At 39.9% G+C, this 21,750-nt stretch carries 20 protein-coding genes; 7 read left to right on the top strand and 13 right to left on the bottom strand.

From position 1 onward, the window contains the following. Window positions 1-77: 77 nt before the first annotated feature. From CWC17_RS07185 to CWC17_RS07170, 4 genes are all read left to right on the top strand, one after another. Window positions 78-2,147 (top strand): sensor domain-containing protein, encoded by a 2,070-nt coding sequence (locus CWC17_RS07185; protein WP_138612467.1) that lies wholly within the window; start codon window positions 78-80, stop codon window positions 2,145-2,147. A 103-nt stretch (window positions 2,148-2,250) separates the two neighbouring features. Beyond that, window positions 2,251-3,522, top strand: a complete 1,272-nt coding sequence (locus tag CWC17_RS07180) for an O-acetylhomoserine aminocarboxypropyltransferase/cysteine synthase family protein (RefSeq protein ID WP_138612466.1) — start codon at window positions 2,251-2,253, stop codon at window positions 3,520-3,522. Window positions 3,523-3,779: 257 nt separating this feature from the next. Then, complete coding sequence (locus CWC17_RS07175; RefSeq protein ID WP_055013653.1) at window positions 3,780-4,160, top strand: BlaI/MecI/CopY family transcriptional regulator; 381 nt, start codon at window positions 3,780-3,782, stop codon at window positions 4,158-4,160. 11 nt (window positions 4,161-4,171) lie between these two features. Then, window positions 4,172-5,788, top strand: a complete 1,617-nt coding sequence (locus tag CWC17_RS07170; RefSeq protein WP_138612465.1) for a M56 family metallopeptidase — start codon at window positions 4,172-4,174, stop codon at window positions 5,786-5,788. Here the strand turns inward: CWC17_RS07170 and CWC17_RS07165 are convergent. From CWC17_RS07165 to hisG, 11 genes are all read right to left on the bottom strand, one after another. Further along, entirely contained in the window at window positions 5,783-6,580 is a 798-nt protein-coding gene (locus CWC17_RS07165; protein ID WP_138612464.1) for a glycosyltransferase family 25 protein, read from the bottom strand. The genes CWC17_RS07170 and CWC17_RS07165 overlap by 6 nt on opposite strands. A gap of 63 nt (window positions 6,581-6,643) precedes the next feature. Next, the gene (locus CWC17_RS07160; RefSeq protein ID WP_138540009.1) at window positions 6,644-6,829 is read right to left on the bottom strand and encodes a DUF1289 domain-containing protein; all 186 of its coding nucleotides are present in this window, start codon (window positions 6,827-6,829) and stop codon (window positions 6,644-6,646) included. Further along, on the bottom strand, window positions 6,830-7,324 hold the full coding sequence (locus CWC17_RS07155; RefSeq protein WP_138540010.1) for a hypothetical protein: 495 nt from the start codon (window positions 7,322-7,324) through the stop codon (window positions 6,830-6,832). A gap of 121 nt (window positions 7,325-7,445) precedes the next feature. After that, entirely contained in the window at window positions 7,446-8,060 is a 615-nt protein-coding gene (gene hisIE, locus CWC17_RS07150; RefSeq protein WP_138612463.1) for a bifunctional phosphoribosyl-AMP cyclohydrolase/phosphoribosyl-ATP diphosphatase HisIE, read from the bottom strand. Beyond that, window positions 8,051-8,830 carry an imidazole glycerol phosphate synthase subunit HisF gene (gene hisF / locus CWC17_RS07145; protein ID WP_138612462.1) on the bottom strand — a complete coding sequence of 260 codons (780 nt, stop codon included), beginning with the start codon at window positions 8,828-8,830 and terminating at the stop codon, window positions 8,051-8,053. Before hisF ends, hisIE begins: the two co-directional genes overlap by 10 nt. Next, entirely contained in the window at window positions 8,812-9,546 is a 735-nt protein-coding gene (locus CWC17_RS07140) for a 1-(5-phosphoribosyl)-5-[(5-phosphoribosylamino)methylideneamino] imidazole-4-carboxamide isomerase (protein ID WP_006793444.1), read from the bottom strand. Before CWC17_RS07140 ends, hisF begins: the two co-directional genes overlap by 19 nt. A gap of 33 nt (window positions 9,547-9,579) precedes the next feature. Beyond that, a complete protein-coding gene (gene hisH / locus CWC17_RS07135) occupies window positions 9,580-10,170 on the bottom strand; it encodes an imidazole glycerol phosphate synthase subunit HisH (RefSeq protein ID WP_138540013.1) in 591 nt (196 codons plus the stop codon). Continuing rightward, on the bottom strand, window positions 10,167-11,228 hold the full coding sequence (hisB, locus tag CWC17_RS07130) for a bifunctional histidinol-phosphatase/imidazoleglycerol-phosphate dehydratase HisB (RefSeq protein ID WP_138540014.1): 1,062 nt from the start codon (window positions 11,226-11,228) through the stop codon (window positions 10,167-10,169). The genes hisH and hisB overlap by 4 nt, the downstream gene beginning before the upstream one ends. Next, window positions 11,225-12,334: a histidinol-phosphate transaminase gene (hisC, locus tag CWC17_RS07125; protein ID WP_138612461.1), complete on the bottom strand. Its 1,110-nt coding sequence runs from the start codon at window positions 12,332-12,334 to the stop codon at window positions 11,225-11,227. Before hisC ends, hisB begins: the two co-directional genes overlap by 4 nt. Further along, a complete protein-coding gene (hisD, locus tag CWC17_RS07120) occupies window positions 12,324-13,625 on the bottom strand; it encodes a histidinol dehydrogenase (protein ID WP_138612460.1) in 1,302 nt (433 codons plus the stop codon). The genes hisC and hisD overlap by 11 nt, the downstream gene beginning before the upstream one ends. 5 nt (window positions 13,626-13,630) lie before the next feature. Continuing rightward, window positions 13,631-14,530: an ATP phosphoribosyltransferase gene (gene hisG, locus CWC17_RS07115; RefSeq protein ID WP_138612459.1), complete on the bottom strand. Its 900-nt coding sequence runs from the start codon at window positions 14,528-14,530 to the stop codon at window positions 13,631-13,633. Window positions 14,531-14,964: 434 nt separating this feature from the next. Between hisG and CWC17_RS07110 the strand changes: the two genes are divergently transcribed. Further along, window positions 14,965-15,213, top strand: coding sequence for a hypothetical protein (locus CWC17_RS07110; protein WP_055013642.1), 249 nt, complete (start codon window positions 14,965-14,967; stop codon window positions 15,211-15,213). Window positions 15,214-15,292: 79 nt separating this feature from the next. Here the strand turns inward: CWC17_RS07110 and CWC17_RS07105 are convergent, their stop codons facing one another. Together CWC17_RS07105 and CWC17_RS07100 are read right to left on the bottom strand one after the other, a co-directional pair. After that, window positions 15,293-17,158, bottom strand: coding sequence for a cytochrome c/FTR1 family iron permease (locus tag CWC17_RS07105; protein WP_249935903.1), 1,866 nt, complete (start codon window positions 17,156-17,158; stop codon window positions 15,293-15,295). A gap of 258 nt (window positions 17,159-17,416) precedes the next feature. Further along, complete coding sequence (locus CWC17_RS07100; RefSeq protein WP_138540019.1) at window positions 17,417-18,700, bottom strand: cation:proton antiporter; 1,284 nt, start codon at window positions 18,698-18,700, stop codon at window positions 17,417-17,419. Window positions 18,701-19,106: 406 nt separating this feature from the next. On the opposite strand from CWC17_RS07100, the gene yoaA reads away from it, so the two are divergent. Both yoaA and tsaB read left to right on the top strand, forming a co-directional pair. Next, complete coding sequence (yoaA, locus tag CWC17_RS07095) at window positions 19,107-21,023, top strand: DNA repair helicase YoaA (protein WP_138540020.1); 1,917 nt, start codon at window positions 19,107-19,109, stop codon at window positions 21,021-21,023. Between the two features lie 9 nt (window positions 21,024-21,032). Further along, the gene (gene tsaB, locus CWC17_RS07090) at window positions 21,033-21,737 is read left to right on the top strand and encodes a tRNA (adenosine(37)-N6)-threonylcarbamoyltransferase complex dimerization subunit type 1 TsaB (RefSeq protein ID WP_138612458.1); all 705 of its coding nucleotides are present in this window, start codon (window positions 21,033-21,035) and stop codon (window positions 21,735-21,737) included. The last annotated feature ends 13 nt before the right edge of the window (window positions 21,738-21,750 follow it).

The following is a 21,750-nucleotide window of genomic DNA, read 5'->3' as shown; positions in this document are numbered from 1 at the left end:
TAAAAACCAACCTAAAAGTGCTAATTTTAAGAGTACGTCCTATTATTGTGTTAATAACGACTCTAGGTTGCGTATAAATGAAGTCATTAAAAACCACTCAGTCCCTCTCACATCAATTTGTGCTTAACGATCCGCTGCATCAGTTATTTGATGCGATACACAGTATTTCTGTGCAAGGATACGATGAGCAGCGCCGCGTTATTTACTGGAATAAAGGCAGTGAGCTGCTTTATGGCTATACAAAAGAGTACGCAACCGGAAAAAGACTAGAAGAATTAATTATTCCGCCCCCAATGCAAGATGCGGTTATAGCCGCCCATAGTGAGTGGCTTATAAATGATATAGAGATACCTGCCGCAGAGCTTACATTAGTTCATCAAAATGGGGGCAATGTAACGGTGTTTTCAAGCCATGTTATGTTTACAAATCAACATGGTGTAAAGCAAATGTACTGCATTGACATAGATTTGAGCGAGGTAAAGCAGGCACAAGCACAAGCCATGGATAAACAGCAGATGCTTGAAAAAGTATTTGAAGCCATTCCTGATTTGTACTTTTTGCTTAAACCCGAGGGTACCATAGTTGATTATCATGCTAATGATTTGAGCAACCTTCATTTACAACCAGAACAATTTTTAAATAAGTCGATGTTTAGTGTGTTACCTAAAGGCGTAGCTAAAATATTTGAAGAAAATATTAAAGAACTTTTAATTAATAAAGGCATTGTATGCTTTGAATATGAACTTTTAGTCCCAAAAGGCGTGTTGTATTTCGAAGCGCGAGTGAGTTATTTACATCATTCAGACCAAGTAATGCTGATAATTCGCGACATAACAGAGCAGCATGAGTCAAACAAACTTATACGTAAACAAGCCTATTACGATAGCTTAACGCTACTTCCTAATCGTTTTTATTCTTTAAAACGACTTACTCAGCTGATTAACACTGCGAGCGAAAAAAATACTTTAGCTGCTGTTATTTTTATCGACCTAGATGACTTTAAAAAAGTGAACGACACACTCGGGCATGAAATTGGTGACTCATTACTTATTAGCGCTGCGGATAAACTTAGCCAAATAGTTAATGAAAACGCGACCGTAGGCAGATTAGGAGGTGATGAGTTCATTATTTTACAACCAGATCTGAAAAGTAAAAAACAAGTTGATGAGATTGTTACACGCTTACTAAAAAGCTTTAGAAATCCCTTTGAAATAGATGGTCGCGAATTGTTATTAACGTTAAGTATTGGCGTGGCTTTGTACCCTAATAATGGGGTAACAGCCTCTGATTTATTGCGCCATGCAGACACAGCAATGTACCAAGCAAAAGCGCTTGGCAGAAACACCTACGCCTGCTTTACCAACGAAATGAATACCGCCATAAAAAGGCGCTTAGCAATAGAAGAGCAAATGCATGTTGCATTAGAAAAAAACGAATTTGAATTGTATTTTCAACCTAAATGCGATGCTAAAACACTTAAAATAATTGGGGCTGAGGCGCTATTACGCTGGAACAATAGTGTGCTTGGTAAGGTTATGCCCGATGAGTTTATTCCGTTAGCAGAGCAAACAGGTTTAATTATTCCTATTGGCAAGTTTGTTATTGAGCAGGCATTAGCATTTTTAACACGGTGGCAGGCAAGCTCTCAACAAAACTACAGCATGGCTATTAATTTATCACCAAGCCAGTTTAGAGATTCAGAGCTATTAAGTTTTATAGAAAGCACGTTAGAAAAAACTGGCGTGAGTGCGAAAGATGTTGAGCTTGAAATTACCGAAGGTGTGCTAATGAGTGTACAAACAAATATTACAGAGTCTTTGCATGCACTTAATAAGCTAGGTATTAAACTATCAATGGATGACTTTGGCACAGGTTACTCATCACTTAGCTATTTAAGACAATACCCGTTTGAGGTATTAAAGATAGATCGCAGCTTTATCTGTGGTATTACCGAAAACCAAGAAGACTACAGCTTAGTTAAAGCCACCATTGCAATGTCGCATAGTTTAGGCTTAAGTGTGGTCGCTGAAGGCGTAGAAACATCAGCACAACAACAATTACTTGCTAAGCTAGACTGCGATCTGATTCAAGGTTACTACTTTAGTAAACCGCTGCCCGCTTCGCAGTTACTATGTTTTAAAGGTTGAGGTATTTAAATTTAATCAGTTCAACACCCTTAAATATATTTCATGTGCATTTTATAACCTAAAAATGCTAGGTTTAAGAAACACAATATTAAAGGATATAAATATGAAATTAGAGTCATTAGCACTGCACCATGGTTACGAGTCTGAAGAAACCACTAGATCTGCAGCGGTGCCTATTTACCATACCTCATCTTACACGTTCGATAACACACAGCATGGCGCTGATCTATTCGACTTAAAAGTACCAGGCAATATCTATACTCGTATTATGAATCCAACTAATGCCGTGCTTGAGCAACGTATTGCCGCAATGGAAGGGGGCATTGGTGCACTTGCGGTCGCCTCGGGTATGGCAGCTATTACCTATGCCATTCAATGCTTGTGTGAAGTTGGCACTAATATTGTGAGCACCAGCCAAGTATATGGCGGTACATATAACTTATTTGCTCATACGTTACCACGCCAAGGTATTGAGGCTCGTATGATTAAAGCTGATGACTTCACGGCATTTGAAAAGGCCATTGATGATAATACTCGCGCAGTATTTTGTGAGTCAATTGGTAACCCAGCTGGGAACATTGTTGATATTGAACGGCTAGCAAAAATTGCACACAGTAAAGGCGTGCCTTTGATTGTTGATAATACCGTTGCTACCCCGTATTTATGCCGCCCATTTGAACTTGGCGCCGATATAGTGGTTCATTCACTGACGAAGTATATAAACGGACACGGTACAGCTATTGGTGGAATGATTGTCGATTCTGGTAAATTTGATTGGAAAGCCAATGCCACACGTTTTGCAATGATGAACGAGCCTGACCCGTCGTATCACAACGTGGTGTATACCGATGCCTTTGCTGAAGCGGCTTTTATTGGACGTTGTAGAGTCGTGCCACTTAGAAATACGGGCGCGGCGCTTGCCCCTAAAAATGCATCTGACATTTTAATTGGCCTTGAAACTTTAGGCTTAAGGATGGATCGCCACTGCGAAAACGCTCAGCAGTTAGCAGAGTTTTTAGAAAGTCATCCAAAAGTGCTTTGGGTTAATTACGCAGGGCTTAAATCAAGCCCGTATAATGCAATGAGCCAAAAAATTACCAGTGGTAAAGCATCCGGTATTTTAAGCTTTGGTATCGCGGGCGGCCTTGAAGCAGGCACGCGCTTTATTGATGCACTAAACATGATTTTACGCTTAGTTAATATTGGCGATGCTAAATCGCTGGCTTGTCATCCTGCGTCAACTACACACCGCCAATTAAATGATGAAGAGCTTGCAAGCGCAGGCGTAAGCCGTGATTTAATTCGCTTATCGGTAGGGATTGAAAATATTGCCGATATTATTGCCGATGTGAGCCAAGCGCTCGATAAAGCATAGTTACCTCACTACCTTTCATAAAAAGCTTAAAACATAAAAAGCGTTAGTTGAAAATATACTCTCGTTTTTTATGTTTTTCTAAAATCAATTAATAATTATACCTACTTGTTTTATATGTCTTTATTTTAAAACCTTCCTAAGGCTTTTATATTTCTACCGTGTGTTTTTTATTCATATGTCAATTTTGTATTGACACTAAGATTTCTAACTACTACATTTGTAACAGTACCACTACAAGTGTAGTAATAGGAGCGACAATGAAACTTAGTGATTTTGAAATGGATATTATGCAGCTGCTCTGGCAGGAAGAACCCTGTACTGCGAGTCAACTACATAAAGTGCTTTTAGCTGATAAGCAAAAAGATAAACAAGTAGCCTATACAACAGTCAAAACTATTGTAGATAGGTTAGAACATAAAGGAGCGATTGAGCGCTGTGGACATGAAGGGCGAGCCATTGTTTTTAGAACAATCGTGACACAAGACGCGTTATCGGAGCAAGCTATGCCTAGTTTTATGCAACGATTTTTTAAAGGTAATTCTCGTAGTTTAATTGCCCACTTTATCAAAGAAGAAAAGCTAAATGATGAAGATATAGAATACTTACAAACGCTTTTAAAAAATAAGAAGTTAGATTAAAGGAGAGGGTAATGACGGATTATTTACTAACTTGCACGCTCATTAGCTTATGTATTTTACTTACAGTAAAAGGATTAAAAAATGCCCCTGCACGATTAAATTTTTACATTTTAATGATTGCCTTGGCATGTTGGTTTATCCCTTGGCAGTACTTTTCCCAGCTACCGTTATTTGAAGGGGCAAATCGTTACACATTCAACGTGACGCAATTGATTCCCGATGTTAAAGCATTAATACCAAACGCTGAACAAGTAGCAATTAAGGATCAATTACAAAGCGATATGAGTATATGGGACTTATTGCCATCACTTAGTATTGTTTTTACGGTTTTAGTTTTAGCTGGTTTTGGATTGTTTTTATTACGCATGGGCTTATATGTAAAGCTTATAAAAAATTTATACATTAACTCAAAGCCTAGTCCTGAACTTAAACACATCAATAATCAGTATTCAATTAGACTAACAACCCATACAGAGCCAGCTTTTGCTACAGGATTAATAAAGCCTGTTATTTGGTTAGAGTCGACGATGGTAAATCGTGAAGAATTAGATTCAGTCATTCAGCACGAGGTAACCCATTTACAACAAGGTGATATTTATTGGACGTGGCTTATTTGTTTTATAGAAAGCGTTTTTTGGTGGAATCCTATTTGCTTAAAGTTAACAGGTTTAGCAAGAGAGCAACTCGAACTTAGCTGTGATGAGTTGTGTATGCAAAAGCTAAAAGGTAAATACCAATTGGATTTAGCTAGTTTATTGCTACAAGAGCAAAGTGCTAAAAGCTCGCCTAACTTTTTTACCCCCCCACTTTTGAATATTGCTCATTCTAAGAGTTTTAATATTCAGAGGATCAAAATGTTAAACAAGGAAAAAACAATGAAAAGTAAATATTTGGTTATGGTTGCGGCGGCAATGTCTTTTAGTGCTTTAGCTGCAGCGCAAATTGTAGATGGTAGTTCAGATAACAAGCAGCAAAGTAATAATACGTCTCAGGCTCCTGTTAAAAGTGAAGAATATAATCAACAACTTGCACAGCTTCTTAAAAGTGCAGCAGGGGCAAAAAGTGATAACCCTGAACTTTTAAACCAAGCTGCGCAAGGCATACAACAATGGCACTTAAATAGAGATAAACTTGCTGGTTTTGAAGAAGCAGAAATTAAACTACAAAGCTTTAGGCTGCTAGATCACGTTTACTCTAAACTTGAGCAATATGAAGATATACTGAGTGCTTACGAAAAATGGTATGAGCCTGGTAGTAACCCGCCTTACTTTTTAAAAAATTCACTAGCAACCGCGTATATACAACTAGGGCGTTATGAGCTTGCAGTTGTAGAACTTGAAGATTTATCAAAACAGCTTGAAGGGAAGCTACATGTTGGCTCTGCTGATAACTTAGCACTGGCATACATTTACCTTGCTGATTACGATAAGGCATTAAAAACACTAGAGCAGGTTGATGCAAAAGATGATGTATACGGAAATATCCTTAAATACTATGTTTATGATAAACAAAATAACCGAAAAAAAATGAACGAAATCAAAAGTAAAATTCCAGAAGTATTTGCAGTTACCCCCGCATTATTACCGCAAACGGGCATACCAAGTTCTCAACTTTTAAGGATGTTATAAACGTTGAGTAATTAAACTTGGAGCCTTTGAGGCTCCTTTTTCATTCTGTTTAAATTTTTTTACAAAGGCGCTTGTATAAACCTTATTAAAAATACAGCTTTTAATTTGTTGTGCTTTACGCCTCAAAAATGCTTTATTAACCTTAGTTTTAGAATCGCAGCTTGCAATATCGCTCTGTATGTCTGTATTTTGCGAAACAGGGTATGGTATAAGCGAAAAACCATTCACGTGGGTTTCCCAAATATGTTGTAAGTCGCAATCTACAGGGCGGCCAAATTTAGCTGTGGCTTTAAGCAATTGCTTAGCCCCTTCATAGCTTATTGCCGTAGCACAACAGCCAGTCATTAGTTTTTTATGTATTACTAATTGCTGGTGGTTATTTAGATTTTGCTGATAGGCAATAGGGCGGGTGCGGTTTTCATACGCGGCGAGTTTAATAAGTTGCCAGGGTTGGTTCAGCTGCTCAATATTTTTAATCGCATCATGAATGCTGTCATCAATATAAAAATCATCTTCAAGTACAATTGCGTATTTTAATTTCTCATCCACTATCTTTTGCCATGCTTTACGGTGGCTTAAATAGCAGCCAATTTGGCCATTGCTGAGCGGGTAGTGATACTTTTGTTTGTTTAATTGTAAGCTGTAATGTACGAGCTTTTGTTCTGTACTCAATTGTGCGCCATCTACGGCGTCAATACGTTCAAATGGCAAGTTAACCCGTGCAAGTTGCATTTGAGTATTTGCTAGTCGCTGCGTTGAGCGCGCTAAGTTTATTACAAATAATGCCGCCATGATGATCACCCCATACTTTTTTTAGTAATACTAAAGGGGGCCTGTTACACGCAAGTGGCAAATTTATGGCTTTTTTAAGTCAGCGCGAGGCTGCGCTAAAATGGCGATTTTTTCTTCTTGGCTGAGGATGATCCAATCAAATATTTCTTCATTAGTTCGCCCGCAGCCAGTGCAATAACCGCTGCGGCGCTCACATATGCCTAAACAGTCTGTTTTTAACTTGGTGTTTGAGTGTGGGGGTTTTTGCATTTAATTTCCTAGCGGTGGAGCAATTTCAAAACGGGTAATATAGCGCGCTTTGCTTTGAGAGGTAAATAAGGTGATAACTGGATGAGCTTCATCCAAAACAAAGTTACTACTCATTGAGGTTGCTGACTCTTTGGTATTTTCGTACCAGCCTTGTGATGCTAAACATTGACGTATTTTATCCACTGTTTGTATATGTAGATGTGTAGCATTGGCTTGTTTATTTTCACTCGTGCATTGATAACTAAACTGCTTATTATGTTGAGTAATGGTGCAAGTATTGCCTATAAAATGGGTATTAGCATGCCACTGGTTTATAAAATCATTTCCCACATTATTTGCTTTTACTGCATTAAAGCCATTAGTGTGCGCATTAAGTAATGCGTTTAGTGGGCTACATGTGCTTTGCGTTTTTACTAGTTTAGGCGCAGGGGCTTTTTGGCTTGCACAGCCTGTTAATACCAATAAGCATATGGCTGTGATAATTGATTTATTCATAAGCAACGCTAAAAGAATTAGTTAAGCTGCACCATACGCAACCTATTTAAAAAAATAAATACCATAACTAAAAAAGGCCCATAAATATGAGCCTTTTAATGCGCTAAATAAAGCCGCTGTATTATTTATGGCGACCTTGCAAGCATTTTACAACGTCTTCTAGGGCTAAGCCTTGGCGTTGAAGCAATACAGTAAGGTGATAAATTAAATCAGCTGATTCATTAGTTAGCTCATCGTTATCGTGTTTCATTGCAGCAAGCGCTACTTCTACGCCTTCTTCACCTACTTTTTGACAGCTGCGGCTTAAGTCTTTAGCAAACAATGAAGCGGTGTAGCTTTTTGATGGGTCATCATTTTTACGCTCAACAATCACATCTTCTAATTGCGCTAAAAAGCTCAGGCTAGGTTTAGCGTCATCGCCAAAGCAGCTTTGTGTGCCTAAGTGACACGTTGGGCCTTCTGGATTAGCCAGTACTAAAATTGAGTCGTAGTCACAATCAGTATGAACCGATACCACGTTTAAGTAGTTTTTTGATGACTCGCCTTTAGTCCATAAACGCGATTTAGAACGCGAATAAAAGGTCACTTTATTGCTCTCAAGCGTAACTTTTAACGCTTCGCTGTTCATAAATCCTTGCATTAAAATAACACCAGAGCGAGCATCTTGAACAATCGCAGGGATCATTTCGCTTTTAGCAAAATCTACTTGAGTTTGGTTTTGTTGTGTTACTTGCATAGTCTTGCTGCCACTTGGTTATCAGTTAAAAATTGTTTTAATTCGCCAATGTTAATCACATTTTTGTGAAAAACGCTTGCTGCTAATGCGCCATCGACTTCGCTTTGTTTAAATACGTCAACAAAGTCTTGCATACTGCCTGCACCACCAGATGCGATTAAAGGAATATTACATAATGCGCGCATTTTACTTAGCTGCTCGTAGTCGTAACCGTTACGTACGCCATCTTGATTCATACAGTTTAAAACAATTTCGCCTGCGCCTAAGTCTTGTACGCGTTTAACCCATTCCTCGGTTTTATAACGTGTACGGCTTGATGCATTAGGATCGCCGGTTAATTGATACACTAAGTATTCGCCGGTCACTTCATCGTAAAAGCTATCAATACCTACAACAACACATTGCTTACCAAATTCATCATGTAGCTCTTTTATAAGCTCCGGGCGGGCAATAGCGGGGCTGTTAATACTTATTTTGTCAGCGCCACGCTCTAGTACACGTGCTGCATCAGCTACCGATTTAATACCGCCAGCCACACAAAATGGAATATCAATATGGCGGGCAATGCTCTCTACCCAATTTACATCAAGTAGGCGTTTTTCAACACTTGCGCTGATTTCGTAAAAAACCAGTTCATCGGCGCCGGCATCGCTGTATGCTTTTGCCATTGTTAAAATATCGCCCACTATTTCGTGGCCTTTAAATTTAACGCCTTTTACTACTTGGCCGTCTTTTACATCTAAACACGGGATTATGCGTTTTGATAACATGCCAACGCCTCCTCAACACTAAATGCGCCATCAAGTAGTGACTTACCTAAAATAACGCCGCCTACGCCAAGCTCTTTAAGTTTCTTAATGTCATCAAGTGAACTTACGCCACCAGAAGCTTGCACTTTAATAGTGCTGTTGTGACGAGTTAAGTCTTCGTAAAGCTCAAACGATGGACCTGTCATGGTGCCATCCTTACTGATGTCCGTACATAAAAAATCAATAACGCCCAAGCTTACATAAAAATCAACAAGCTCAAGTAAACCAAACTCAGATTCACTTAACCAACCGTGCGTAGCAGGTGCCCAGCCAGTGGCTGTTTTATTTACATCAAGGGCGATAACAAAGTGCTCGGCGCCAAATTGTTCAATCCAGGCTTTTACTTGTTCGCGTTTTTCTACCGCCATTGAACCAATAACAACTTGGTTAGCACCGGCTTTTAGCCAATCACTTACATCTTGCTCTGAGCGAATACCGCCGCCGACTTGATAGGGTACGTTAAGTGCTTTGGTTGCGGCTTGAATGTGTTGCCACTGTTTTTTACTTGGATCGCGTGCACCTTCTAAATCAACAAGGTGCAGTTTACCTGCGCCGCTGTCGGCGTACTCTTTTAAACGCGCGCCAAGCTCAAAAGGGTAAAACTGAGCGGTGTCGTATTTACCTTGGTATAAACGAACAATTTGATTTTGTAATACGTCTAATGCTGGAATAATCACAAATAATCTCTTTATTGTTGGTTAATGGGCAGTTTATAACTGCCAATCAACAAAATTTTGTAATAAACGTGTGCCTACTTTTGCACTGCGCTCTGGGTGAAATTGCATACCAGCGTAGTTGTCTTTAGCGACAATAGCTGAAAAGGTTTGGCCGTATTCGCCGCTTACAAGTGTTGCATCGTTTACGGTGTGAGCAAAGCTATGTACAAAGTACACTTGCTCGTCTTGTGTTAGCCCTTTAGTAAGTGCATGCTCTTTATTTACGCTTAAGTTATTCCAACCCATATGCGGCGACGTTAAGTTGCCTACATCGAGGGCTTTTACTTGCCCTGGTATTTTACCTAGGCACTGTACATTACCTTCTTCGGTGCTTTCGCACAGTAACTGCATACCTAAACAAATACCCATAAGCGGGCGCTGGTATTCGTTTATAGCTTGTTGCCAACCGTTATCTACTAGGCGCTTCATGGCAACTGATGCATGGCCAACACCTGGTAATATTGCACGCTCAAAACCGGTTAATTGCTCTGGTGAGGTAATGACTGTTGGCGTTTGCCCTAAGCGTTCAAAAGCAAAACGTACTGAATTTATATTGGCACAACCTGTATTAATTATGGCAATCATAAACATCCCTTAGAGCTGGCTGTTTGTTGGCTCGTGTCTTGTGCTATTGCCATACGAAGGGCGCGTGAAAACGCTTTAAATAAGCCTTCTACTTGGTGATGACAGTTACCGTCGCTCACCGATAAAATAAGGCTAATAGCGGCATTATCGCTTAAGCTTTTGAAAAAGTGCTCAACCATTTGCACGTCTAAATCGCCGGCTTTTTCGCGGCTAAAGTTGGCGTTTAATACAAACGATGCACGACCCGATAAATCAATTTGTGCCTCTGCTTTACACTCATCCATTGGCAGTGCAAATCCATATCGCGCTATTTGCGATTTAGTGCCAAGCGCTTGTTTAAGCGCAACACCTAGGGCAATACCTATGTCTTCAACAAGGTGGTGCTCGTCTATGTGTAAATCGCCTTTGGCTTTTATGTTTAAACCAATGTTGGCGTGGGTGCGAATTTGATCAAGCATATGATCAAAAAAGCCAAGGCCTGTTTCAATGCTACCGTTTTTAGTTTGATCTAGATTTATGGCTACATCAATTTGGGTTTCTTTGGTGTTACGCGTAACACGGCCTTCGCGATTGGCAGTTGTAAGCTTTGTAACAATGGCAGGCCAGCTGCCATCATACAAAATGCCTTCACAACATAAGTTTTGAGCAAGGCCAATATCTGTTTGGCGATCGCCAATTACATATGAACGTGCTAAATCAACTTTGCCAGAGCGCATAAGCTCAGTTAATAAACCTGTTTTAGGTTTACGGCAATCGCAGTTTTGCTCGTCAAAATGTGGACAAATTAATACTTCATCAAAGCTAATACCTTGGCTTTGCATTATGTCCATCATTTTATCTTGTGCTATATCAAAGTCAGCAGTCGGGAAGCTGTCTGTGCCTAAGCCATCCTGATTCGATACCATTACTAAGCGGTACCCTGCGGCTTGTAACTGTAATAAAGCCGGGATAACACCAGGTAAAAAGGCAAGCTTTTCAAGGCTGTCTACCTGTTTGTCGGTGATTGGCTCTTCAATTATGGTGCCGTCACGGTCAATAAATAAATAGGGGTTACTCATGATACTTCGTTTCCTGCTAATGGTGCTGTGGTAGCTGGCGTTTGTAAGCCATCTAACCAAATTTTTACTTGTTCTAGCTCTTGTTCACTACCAATTGAAATTCGTAGCCAATCGTCTTCACCGTATAGGGTAAACGCGCGCATTACTAAACCTTGCTCAAGTGCTACTTTAAAGGAGTTTTTGTTGGCTAATTTTAAGGTAACAAAGTTACCTTCACCAGTGAGAATTTTTAATGCTGCAGGGGAGGCGTTTAGCCAATCTACCAGCTTAGCTTTTAAGCTATTTAAAATAGTCACTTGGCGGCGCATTGATGTAATTGCATCAGGTGCAATTGCTTGCGCTGCAATACTTGCCACCACACCCGATACCGGATACGGCGCAATTACTTTGCGAATTGGCGCAAGTACACTTTCTTGTGCAAGTGTAAAACCGGTTCTAAGGCCTGCAAGCGCAAACGCTTTTGATAAGGTGCGCAGTACCACTACATTATTAAATTCATTTATAAGTGCGGTGGCGCTTTGCTCTGGGCAAAACTCAATATAGGCTTCATCAACTATAACAAGAGCCTTACCTGTAAGCGCTGTTGCAATTGCTTTTACTTTATTAAGCGGTGTTAAACTACCCGTTGGGTTATTTGGATTACAAATAAACACCAGTTTTGAGCTGCCCACTGCCTCAACTATTTCATCAACACTGCCATCAAGTAATAGCGCTTGGGTTAAGCCATTGATTGCAACGTTATGGGTATCAGCGGTTACTTTGTACATACCGTAGGTTGGCAAAAATAACGCAATGCTGTCTTTTGCAGGTTCGCAGTAGGTACGTACTAAAAGCTCAATGCCTTCATCGGCGCCGCGCGTCATTAATACGTTTTCGCTTTCAAGCTCTGCATACGCAGCATAGCGGTCAATAACCAATTGCGGTTGTGGATCTGGGTAGCGATTTAAATCTTCAATACTCAGTTCAATATTTTTAGCGTACGGGCTTTCATTGGCATTTAACCACGTTGACCCTGTTAGCTTTTCACTTTTAGCAGAGCTGTAGGCAGCAAGTGCTGCAATATTTTGTGGTAATAAGCTTGTCGCTTGTGCGCTCTCATTGCTCATTTTTAATTGCCTCTAAACGAATTGAAACCGCATTTGCGTGTGCATCAAGGCCTTCTGCATCTGCTAATGGTAAAATAGCTTTTGATAGCTGTGTTAAGCCACTTTTGCTAATAGTTTGCACAGTGTAAGTGCGGAAAAAATCAAGCAAGTTTAAGCTTGAATACGTTGCACTGTAACCGTAGGTAGGTAACACGTGGTTAGTACCCGATGCGTAATCGCCCGCTGATTCTGGCGTGTAGTCGCCAACAAATACCGAGCCTGCATTTTTTACTTTATCTAAATAAGGTGTTGAATCTGCTAATTGCAAAATTAAGTGCTCAGGGCCATATTGCGCTGATACCTCAAATGCTTGCTCAACAGAGTCCACTAAAATAAGTGATGAATTAGCCAGTGCTTGCTCGGCAGTCTCTTTTCGGCTTAAGTTTGCAAGTTGGCGTGTAAGCGCCTGCTGCGTTTGCTCGATGATACTTTCGCTGTTGCACAATAAAATAACTTGTGAGTCTGCGCCGTGCTCAGCTTGCGAGAGTAAATCTGCTGCTATAAATTCTGGGTTTGCACGCTCATCTGCAATCACTAATACTTCTGATGGGCCTGCTGGCATATCGATTGCCATACCAGGAATTGTTTGCGCAACAAGCTGTTTTGCCATCGTTACAAAACTATTACCTGGGCCAAAAATTTTGTTCACTTTAGGCACTGATTCACTGCCGTAGGCCATTGCGGCTATAGCACCTGCGCCACCACTTTCAATTAAAGTTGTGATACCACACAGTTTTGCAGCATATAAAATGGCAGGGTTAATACGTTCATTACCTTGAACAGGGGTTGCAAGTACAACGGTTTTAGCACCACTTAATTGTGCAAGTACACCTTGCATAATAACCGATGATGGCAGTGGAGCACTGCCACCTGGTACATAAATACCCACAGCTTCGATGGCCTGATATTTCAGTTCACATTCAACGCCAGGTTGGGTTGATAACTTAATATCTTTAGGCAATTGCGCTTCGTGGAAACGTTTAACGTTTGCATAAGCGGTGTCAATTGCGTATTTAAGCTCTGCGCTTAGTGCTTGCTCTGATGCGTTTATTTCATCAAGCGGTACACGTAAACGAGGGTTAGCTCTATTATCAAACTTTTTAGCCATATCAAGTAAGGCTTTATCGCCTTGCTCTTTAACATCGCTCATAATTGTTTGGCATATTGCTTCAACCTTTGCGCTGGCAGAAACCGCAGGGCGCATTAGCGCCGCTGCTTGTACTTGTGAAGATTCCTCATTCCAACGAAGCATGGTACTTACTCCATCATTTTTTCAATTGGCATTACTAAAATAGAGTTAGCGCCTAGGACTTTAAGCTGCTCCATGGTTTCCCAAAATAATGTTTCGCTGCTTACCATGTGAAGCGCTACATACTCTTCATTACCAGCAAGTGCCAGCAGAGTTGGTTGGCCAGTGCCTGGTAATAGCTCACATATTTCATCAAGTTTAGTTTTTGGCGCGTGTAGCATAATGTATTTGCTTTCTTTTGCTTGTTTAACACCACGAAGGCGCGGCATAAGCTTATTGATTAGCGCTAGTTTGTCTTCATCTTGAAGGTCTTTATTTTGAATTAAACAGGCGTTTGATTCTAAAATTGTATCACCTTGAATTAAGCCGTTCGCTTCAAGTGTTGCACCGGTTGAAACTAAATCACAAATTGCATCTGAAAGACCTGCACGTGGAGCCACTTCTACTGACCCTGTTAGCATTACAGTGCTTGCATTGATGCCTTCGCGTTTTAACCACTGCGTTAAAATTTCTGGGTAGGTTGTAGCAATTCGCTTCCCTTCAAACCAGCTCTTATCACGCGGGCCAAGCTCTTGTGGCCATGCAAGTGCAAGGCGACAGTAACCAAAGTCTAGTTTAGCTAGTTTGCTAACTTCGCTTGGTACACCTTGGCGTTCACGTTCTGCTTGAACTTCTACTAGTACGTTTTCGCCAACAATACCTAAATCACAAACACCATCCATCACTAAGCCCGGAATATCGTCATCGCGCACACGAAGTACGTCAATTGGCATATTAGTTGAGTGTGCAATTAAGCGTTGCTCACGTAGGTTTAATTTAACACCTAGTTGCTTTAGTAAATCTTGACAATCTTTAGACAGGCGGCCGCCTTTTTGGATGGCGATACGTAGACGATTTGTGTTACTCATTATTCATTTTCCTTTAATTTAAAAACTAAAAACCCCGAGGGGAACCTCAGGGCGAAAATGAATCAATGTGTTTTGAATCGCCAGAGGTTCCTTTTAGGAATAACCTCTCAGCGAAAGACCTGACAGGTTATTCCGGTGAATGGTGGTGATGATGTACTATTGTCAGGTTTAAGCGCATTTTTTATCCTATTTTGCTTAGCGCTATTTAGTGAGCGTTAAGCTTTAATCTGTTTCAATAAATTTCGTATTCATAAAAACATAAACCGCCTAGCGAAGGCAAGTTTTTTTTTGCCAAATTAAAGCATATCTTATAACTGCCGATAATATTGATAGCTAAACAGTATTTATAGCTGTTTTAATGCTTAAATTGTAGGCAAATTAACCATTAAGAGACAACTTATCTAATTACTAATAAACAGGTTAAGGAGGGGAGTATGGATATAATGATCCCTTTTTTAGGGAAAATTTCACGGTTAGAGCTTGAGCCAAAAAGGGCATTTCATATTGCTGGTGTGCAAAATATGCCGCAAGCACAAAAAATTAAGCTTGAGAACGAAAAAAAACAAACGCTCAACAAAAAAAGGTTAGCGCAGGCTCAGGGCAACAAAAGCGCAAACACCGATAATGAAAAAGCGATTACCGTAGATGATGAAGGGAATAAACATTTAGATACGTGGGCATGATCTGAATGAATAATAGTAAAAAGTCACGAATGACTTTTTACTATTATGGGCGTGTTGTTCTTTACGCCTTATCTACTTATTAGTGCTTTTTTGCTTTAAAAATATAAAAACTAAATATGGCTACAACAGCAATTTGCGCTATAAAGCCTTGCCACGTAGATTTTAAACCAAGTAGTGCAATATCAAAGTTTATCGGCATTGAACTTATAGCAACTATATCAGCCTCTTGTAGTGCAATGACAGCTTTACCCATTAATACAAAGGCAAGTGCAAATAATAAGTACGTGGTATAAGCAAAAAACTTTGCAATAGGTAACTTAATCGAATATTTGACTAGCACCCATGCAATAAGCGCTAATAAAGCCACACCTAATGCAAATCCAATAGCCACCGATGAATACTGCGCTTGTGAGCTTTGCGTTAATAACGACTGATAAAATAATACCGTCTCGAAAACTTCACGGTATACGGCAATAAAAGAAAGCCCCGCTAATCCCCATAATGTACCTGACTCAAGACGCTTATTAATATTATCTTTTATGTATTTTTGCCATTGTTGTGCACTGGTTTTACTATGCATCCATACGCCAACGTATAGCAAAATAATAGCTGCAAATAGGGCGCCTGCACCTTCCATAACTTCGCGGCTTGCACCACTTATTTGTATCAATGTTTGCGCTGCTGCCCATGTTAAGCCGCCTGCAATGAGTGCCATAACCCAGCCTACATGAACGTATTTAAGCGCATCTTGGCGCTGCGTTTTTATAAGTACAGTCATGAGCGCAATAACAACTAATAATGCTTCTAAGCCTTCGCGTAGCAATATAACTAAACTTGCTGAGAGGAGTGCACCATCAGTTAGTTTTGTTTCGTTTAGCATACTATCTGCTTTAGCAAGTTGTGCTAGCGCCGCACTTACTTTTTCGTTGACGATGGCAGCATCTTTCTCGTTTTTGAAGGTTTGACGCAGATTCATCAGCTGTACTTCGATGTTTTTACGTAAAGTTTCGTCGTAAGCATTTAAGTTATTTTCAACAAGCTCAAAACCATCTAGGTATGCGCTAATTGCTAAGTCACTCGCCTGAGAGTAATTACCTTTAGCATGCGCTGCCTGCGCTGCAAGTAACTGAGTTCGAGTAACAGAGAGCGGGTTCTTGTTAGCGCTAAATAATTGCTCTGGATTACCACGAAGCCATTTGACGTAGTGTGCTTGCGCTTCACTTTGACCTGCCGATAATTGTGCAGGGTTTAGGTTTACAATTTGCGAAGCGGTAACACTTTCAAAAGTCCCTTCGGGTTTTTGTACATCTTTGAATGCTAAGCTTCCTACATAAAAAGCGAGTGACCAACGTTGCTGCTCGTTAAACTGTGAAAAAGCAACCATAGGCGTATCGTTAATACCATTTGTTACAGCATCATATAAGCCCATTAGCGAACGGTTGGTTGCGCGCTCTTTGTCAGTAAAATTGGTTGGCTCTGGTGTTAGGTTTTTAGCAAGCGGCCCGTTACCTTGCCCACTTGCGCCGTGGCACATAGAACAATTAGTAGCAAAAAGTGCTTTAGTTTGCTCAATCGGCAGAAGTGTTGTCGGTAAAGATAACTGAGGCATAAAAGTAAGTAGAGATTCGCGAAGTGCAGAACTTTCTTTTCGTACTTTTTCTACACTCTCTTTGTTAGAAATCGCTGTATGCAGCGCCTTTGCGTGAGTTTTTACGGTATTAAATTTAGTTGTTTGACTTGAAAGCTGACTTGCTTGCTCGAGAATAACATGTGAAAACTCGCTCATTTCTTGGTATTCATCAGAATCCAGTATTTCTCCATTACCTACAGCGGCAACGTAATCTACCCCTACATATTCAGCAAGTTGAGCAATTTGCTTAATTTTTGTTTGTTCACTTTCTGAAGCCGAAGCACTGAAGCTTAAAACTGTTATGACTAAAAGCATGAGAATAAAATTAAACTGTCTTTTACTTAACGACATTAATTTAAAAAATACGTGAGAATTATTTATGGACATCGGAAAGCCCTGAAGAGGAAAAGTCAAAATTATAATCGTTTTCATTTGCATTTCAAGCGGATTAAACTAAAGCGAGGCTATTGGCTAAAAGTATAACAATTAGTAAAAGTTTTAAGCGCTTTTGCAACACTTAAATAACAGCGAATAAAGGTACAAAAGCTTTATTCGCTGTGTTTAAAATTAATGTTATTTAGTTTGTTCAGCCGATTTAATACTACTTTGAATAAGCGGTGAAATAGTTAAACCTTGCACAATAATAGAGAATATAACGACAACGTAGGTAACAATAACAAGTAGGTTATGTAAGTCTGAGCCACCAATAAACACTTGTTCGCGAGGAATTGCCGCTGCCATTGCAAGTGCTAACCCTCCACGAAGGCCGCCCCACGTCAGTATTTTTACGCTGTGTTTATCGTAGGTTCTAAATCGTTTGAAAAATATAAATGGGGTTCCGACACTTATAAAGCGTGCAAGTAATACAGCAGGCACCATTAATAAACCTAAACCAATTTCACCAAGCGTGATTGGCATTGTTACTATTAACATGCCAATTATTAAAAATAAAAGTGCGTTTAGAAAGCTGTCGGTTGCATGCCAAAAATCTTTTACGTAACGTGTATCTTCTGGGCCTGTGCGCTCTGTTGCTTTAGTGCGGGTAATATTACCCATCAATATGCCGCTTGTTACCATAGCAAGTGCACCCGAAATTTCCCAAATATTTGCAGCAGCAAAACCTGCAGTAGGAATAGTTAACGTTATCAATAAACGAATATTTACATCGCGACTGTTAATAATTAAAAAGTGACCCACTAAAGCAATAGCTAAACCAAAGGCTATACCACCTAGAGCATCTACAAAAAAGAGCTCTGCTATATCGCCAAATTGTGCATCCGTACCATAAAAAGCAACCGAGAAAATAGTTGTAAATATTACCAGACCAATACCGTCGTTAAATAAAGACTCGCCTTCAACTTGCACCGATATGCCCTCTGGTGCGCGCATTTGTTTAATAATAGCCAATACGGCAATGGGATCTGTTGGGCTAATAAGTGCACCAAACAATAAACAGTATATAAACGGTACATCAAAGCCAAATAAGGCGAACAGATAAAAACTTAAATAGCCCACTATAAAAGTTGAAGCAATAGTAGAAAATAGCACTAATGCGGTTATTTCCCAGCGCTGCTTACGAAGCGCCATAAGATTAATTTCCAGTGCGCCAGCATAAAGTAAAAATCCGAGCATACCTTTGAGTAATAATTCATTAAAATTAATGCTAGAGACGATTTGGGTCATGGCCAACGCATTTTGATCGCCTAATAATTTAACGGCAAAAATCAATAATAATGAAATAACGACTGAGCCAGTTGTAATGGCAATAGTAGTTTGCATTTTGAGGATATATTGGTTTGCAAAAGCAATAAAAATTGCAATGGCAGAGAGAAAACAAATGAGATACCAAGCATTCATTGGCTAACCTTACTATTTATTTACGATAGAAAAAAAGGAAATTTTAAACCCGCGTATGGTACTCTTGTGATGATCAACTGTCACAGTGTTTATGATGTATTTTTAAAGGTTTATTATGTCTTTAAGAGACATTTGGTTGATGTAAAGTTACTCGTGTTATTTATTGTAACTTGCTATTTAATATTTGGTTTTGTTTTGGTTTTGAGTATTATTATACGAGCTGGCTTATAAAAGTTATTTATAATAAATGTTTTATAGGTTGAGCCTTTTAACTGCTAGGCATTAATATTTAAAAGTAATACTAATTTTACTTCATGGCATAAACCCCTTCTCTTATTTTAAACATCAGCTAATACTTGCCCTTGATGTATAGCTTACGTAAAATCGCGCTATTATTTTTTGTAAAGTGACTGGTATTATCAAACAGCTGTTTAGTGCAACCGGGCCGTTAGCGTTATCTTTAGAGGGATACACGCCTCGCCAACCTCAAATTGATATGGCCGTTGCCGTTAACGATGCATTAAAAAATAGCACGCAGTTAGTGGTTGAGGCGGGAACGGGTACAGGTAAAACGTTTGCTTATTTAGCACCTGCACTTAAATCTAAGGGCAAAACGATTATCTCAACAGGCTCTAAGGCCTTGCAAGAGCAGTTATATCACCGCGATTTACCGCAACTAGTAAAAGCACTTAACGCATCTAAAAAAACCGCACTGTTAAAAGGGCGCGCAAATTACTTATGTACTTATAGGCTTAACCAACATGTGGCCCATGTACCTACTGACGATCCTGATGTTATGCATCAGCTTGCAATGGTTGCTAAATTTGCAAGTGAGACACTCTCGGGTGATTTAGCTGATTGTATTGGTATCGAAGAAGATGCAAAAGTACTGCCCTACGTTAATTCGACAGCCGATAACTGTTTAGGTAAAGAGTGCCCTGACTTTCAATCGTGTTACATACGTAAAGCGCGCCTAAATGCAGCTGAAGCGGATGTAGTTGTTATAAATCATCATTTATTTTTTGCTGATATGGCAGTAAAAGACTCTGGTTTTGCTGAGCTGATGCCCACAGCCGACGCTTATATTTTTGATGAAGCACACCAGCTTAGTGAAATTGCTAGCGACTATTTTGGGGAAAGCATTAGTACTAAAAAGCTGGTGGATTTAATTAACGATTTGCGTGCAATTTACCGTGCAGAAATTCCCGATATGCTGCAACTAGGAAAAAGCCTAAATAAGCTTGAAACCAGTGTGGCTGATTTACGTTTACAGTTTGGTGTAGATGGTAGCCGAGGAGATTGGCGTGAAAAACTCAGCGACAAACTGATTTGTGCGGCGCTGCACCGAGTAATTAGCGATTTAGACTTTGTTTATCAAGTATTAAAACTCTGCCTAGAGCGAAGCGATAAAATAGAGCACCCGTTTGAACGTACATTAGCGTTTAAAGGCCAGTTGGAGCGTGTTTTTGATACCGCTCAAACCGGATTTAGTTATTGGTACGAAACCACAAGGCGTTATTTAACGGTTAATATTACGCCGCTCAATGTCTCTGCTAAATTTGCTCAAATGATGAAAGACACTGGCGCCGGGTTTGTTTTTACCTCAGCCACGCTATCGGTTGATAATAAGCTCGATCACTTTAACGCAAGCTTAGGTATTACCCCTGCAAAGAGTATGATGGTTGACAGCCCCTTTGATTACCCTAATCAGGCGCTTTTATGCTTACCCCGATATTTGCCAGAATCGCACGCAGATAACATGCCTCATGCAATTATAAAATTAACTCTAGAGTTAATAAAATCGGCAAAAGGGCGTTGTTTTGTGCTGTTTACAAGTTATCGGATGATGCATTTGGTGGCTGAGGGATTAACCACACAAATGGACTACCCAGTTTATATGCAAGGGCAAATGTCTAAGCGTATAATACTCGAAAAATTTACGCGCCATGGTAATGCTGTATTATTAGGCACAGCCTCTTTTTGGGAAGGCGTTGATGTACGTGGTAGCACGCTAAGCTGTGTTATTATTGACAAGTTACCTTTTGCAGCACCGGATGACCCATTACTGCAAGCCAAAATGCAAGATTGCCAAATGCAAGGTAAAGACCCCTTTGCGCATATACAGTTGCCGCAAGCAGTTATTGCGCTTAAACAGGGTGTAGGGCGTTTGATACGAGATAATAAAGACAAAGGCGTGCTGGTTATTTGCGACAATCGTTTAGTAACACGCCAATATGGCCAAGTATTTTTAAAAAGCTTACCGCCGATGCGCCGCACGCGAAGCTTAGAAGATGCAAACACATTTTTAAAACACATTAACTAGAGTACTAAAATGATTAAAAGTAATATTCTTGCCCTAGACGCCTCTACAGAAGCGTTATCTATAGTTTTACACTTCAAGGGCCAAACATTTCATCATTTTGAAGAATGCCCGCAGCAACATAGTCAAAAAATACTCCCTTTAGTTGATGAGCTTCTTAATAAAGCACAGTGTAAATTAAAAGATTTAGACGTTATTGGTTTTGGCCAAGGGCCAGGGAGTTTTACCGGAGTACGCATTAGTGTTGCAATTGCACAAGGATTAGCTTATTCGGCCAACTTACCATTAGTGGGTCTATCTACCTTGGCCATTATGGCCCAACAAGCGTACGAACAAATGCAGGCATCAGTAGTGTACTCTGCAATAGATGCACGCATGGGGGAAATTTATTTTGCGCAATACCAAGTAAATAACGCCCATATGCAATTGGTCAATGAAGAGTGTGTTATAAAACCTGAACTATTAAGCGAAGAACACATAAGTTGTGAAGAGCAACACGCGATTGCTGTAGGCACGGGTTTTAAAAGCTACCCTGATGCACTTAAAAACATGAGCAATATAACCATAAATACAGATATTACATTGCCAGATGCTCGCTATATGCTTAACCATGTAGACACGGCCTTTTTAGCCGGAGACGTTGTAAAAGCAAGTGATGCACAACCTAAATATGTGCGCGATACAGTAACATGGAAAAAGCTACCGGGTCGTGAATAAGCTCAAAAGTTGC

This window comes from Pseudoalteromonas sp. S3785, from assembly GCF_005887365.1.
Taxonomy (GTDB): Bacteria; Pseudomonadota; Gammaproteobacteria; order Enterobacterales; family Alteromonadaceae; genus Pseudoalteromonas.
The sequence above is the reverse complement of the archived record's forward strand: the minus strand, read 5'-3'. Positions and strand labels throughout refer to the sequence as shown.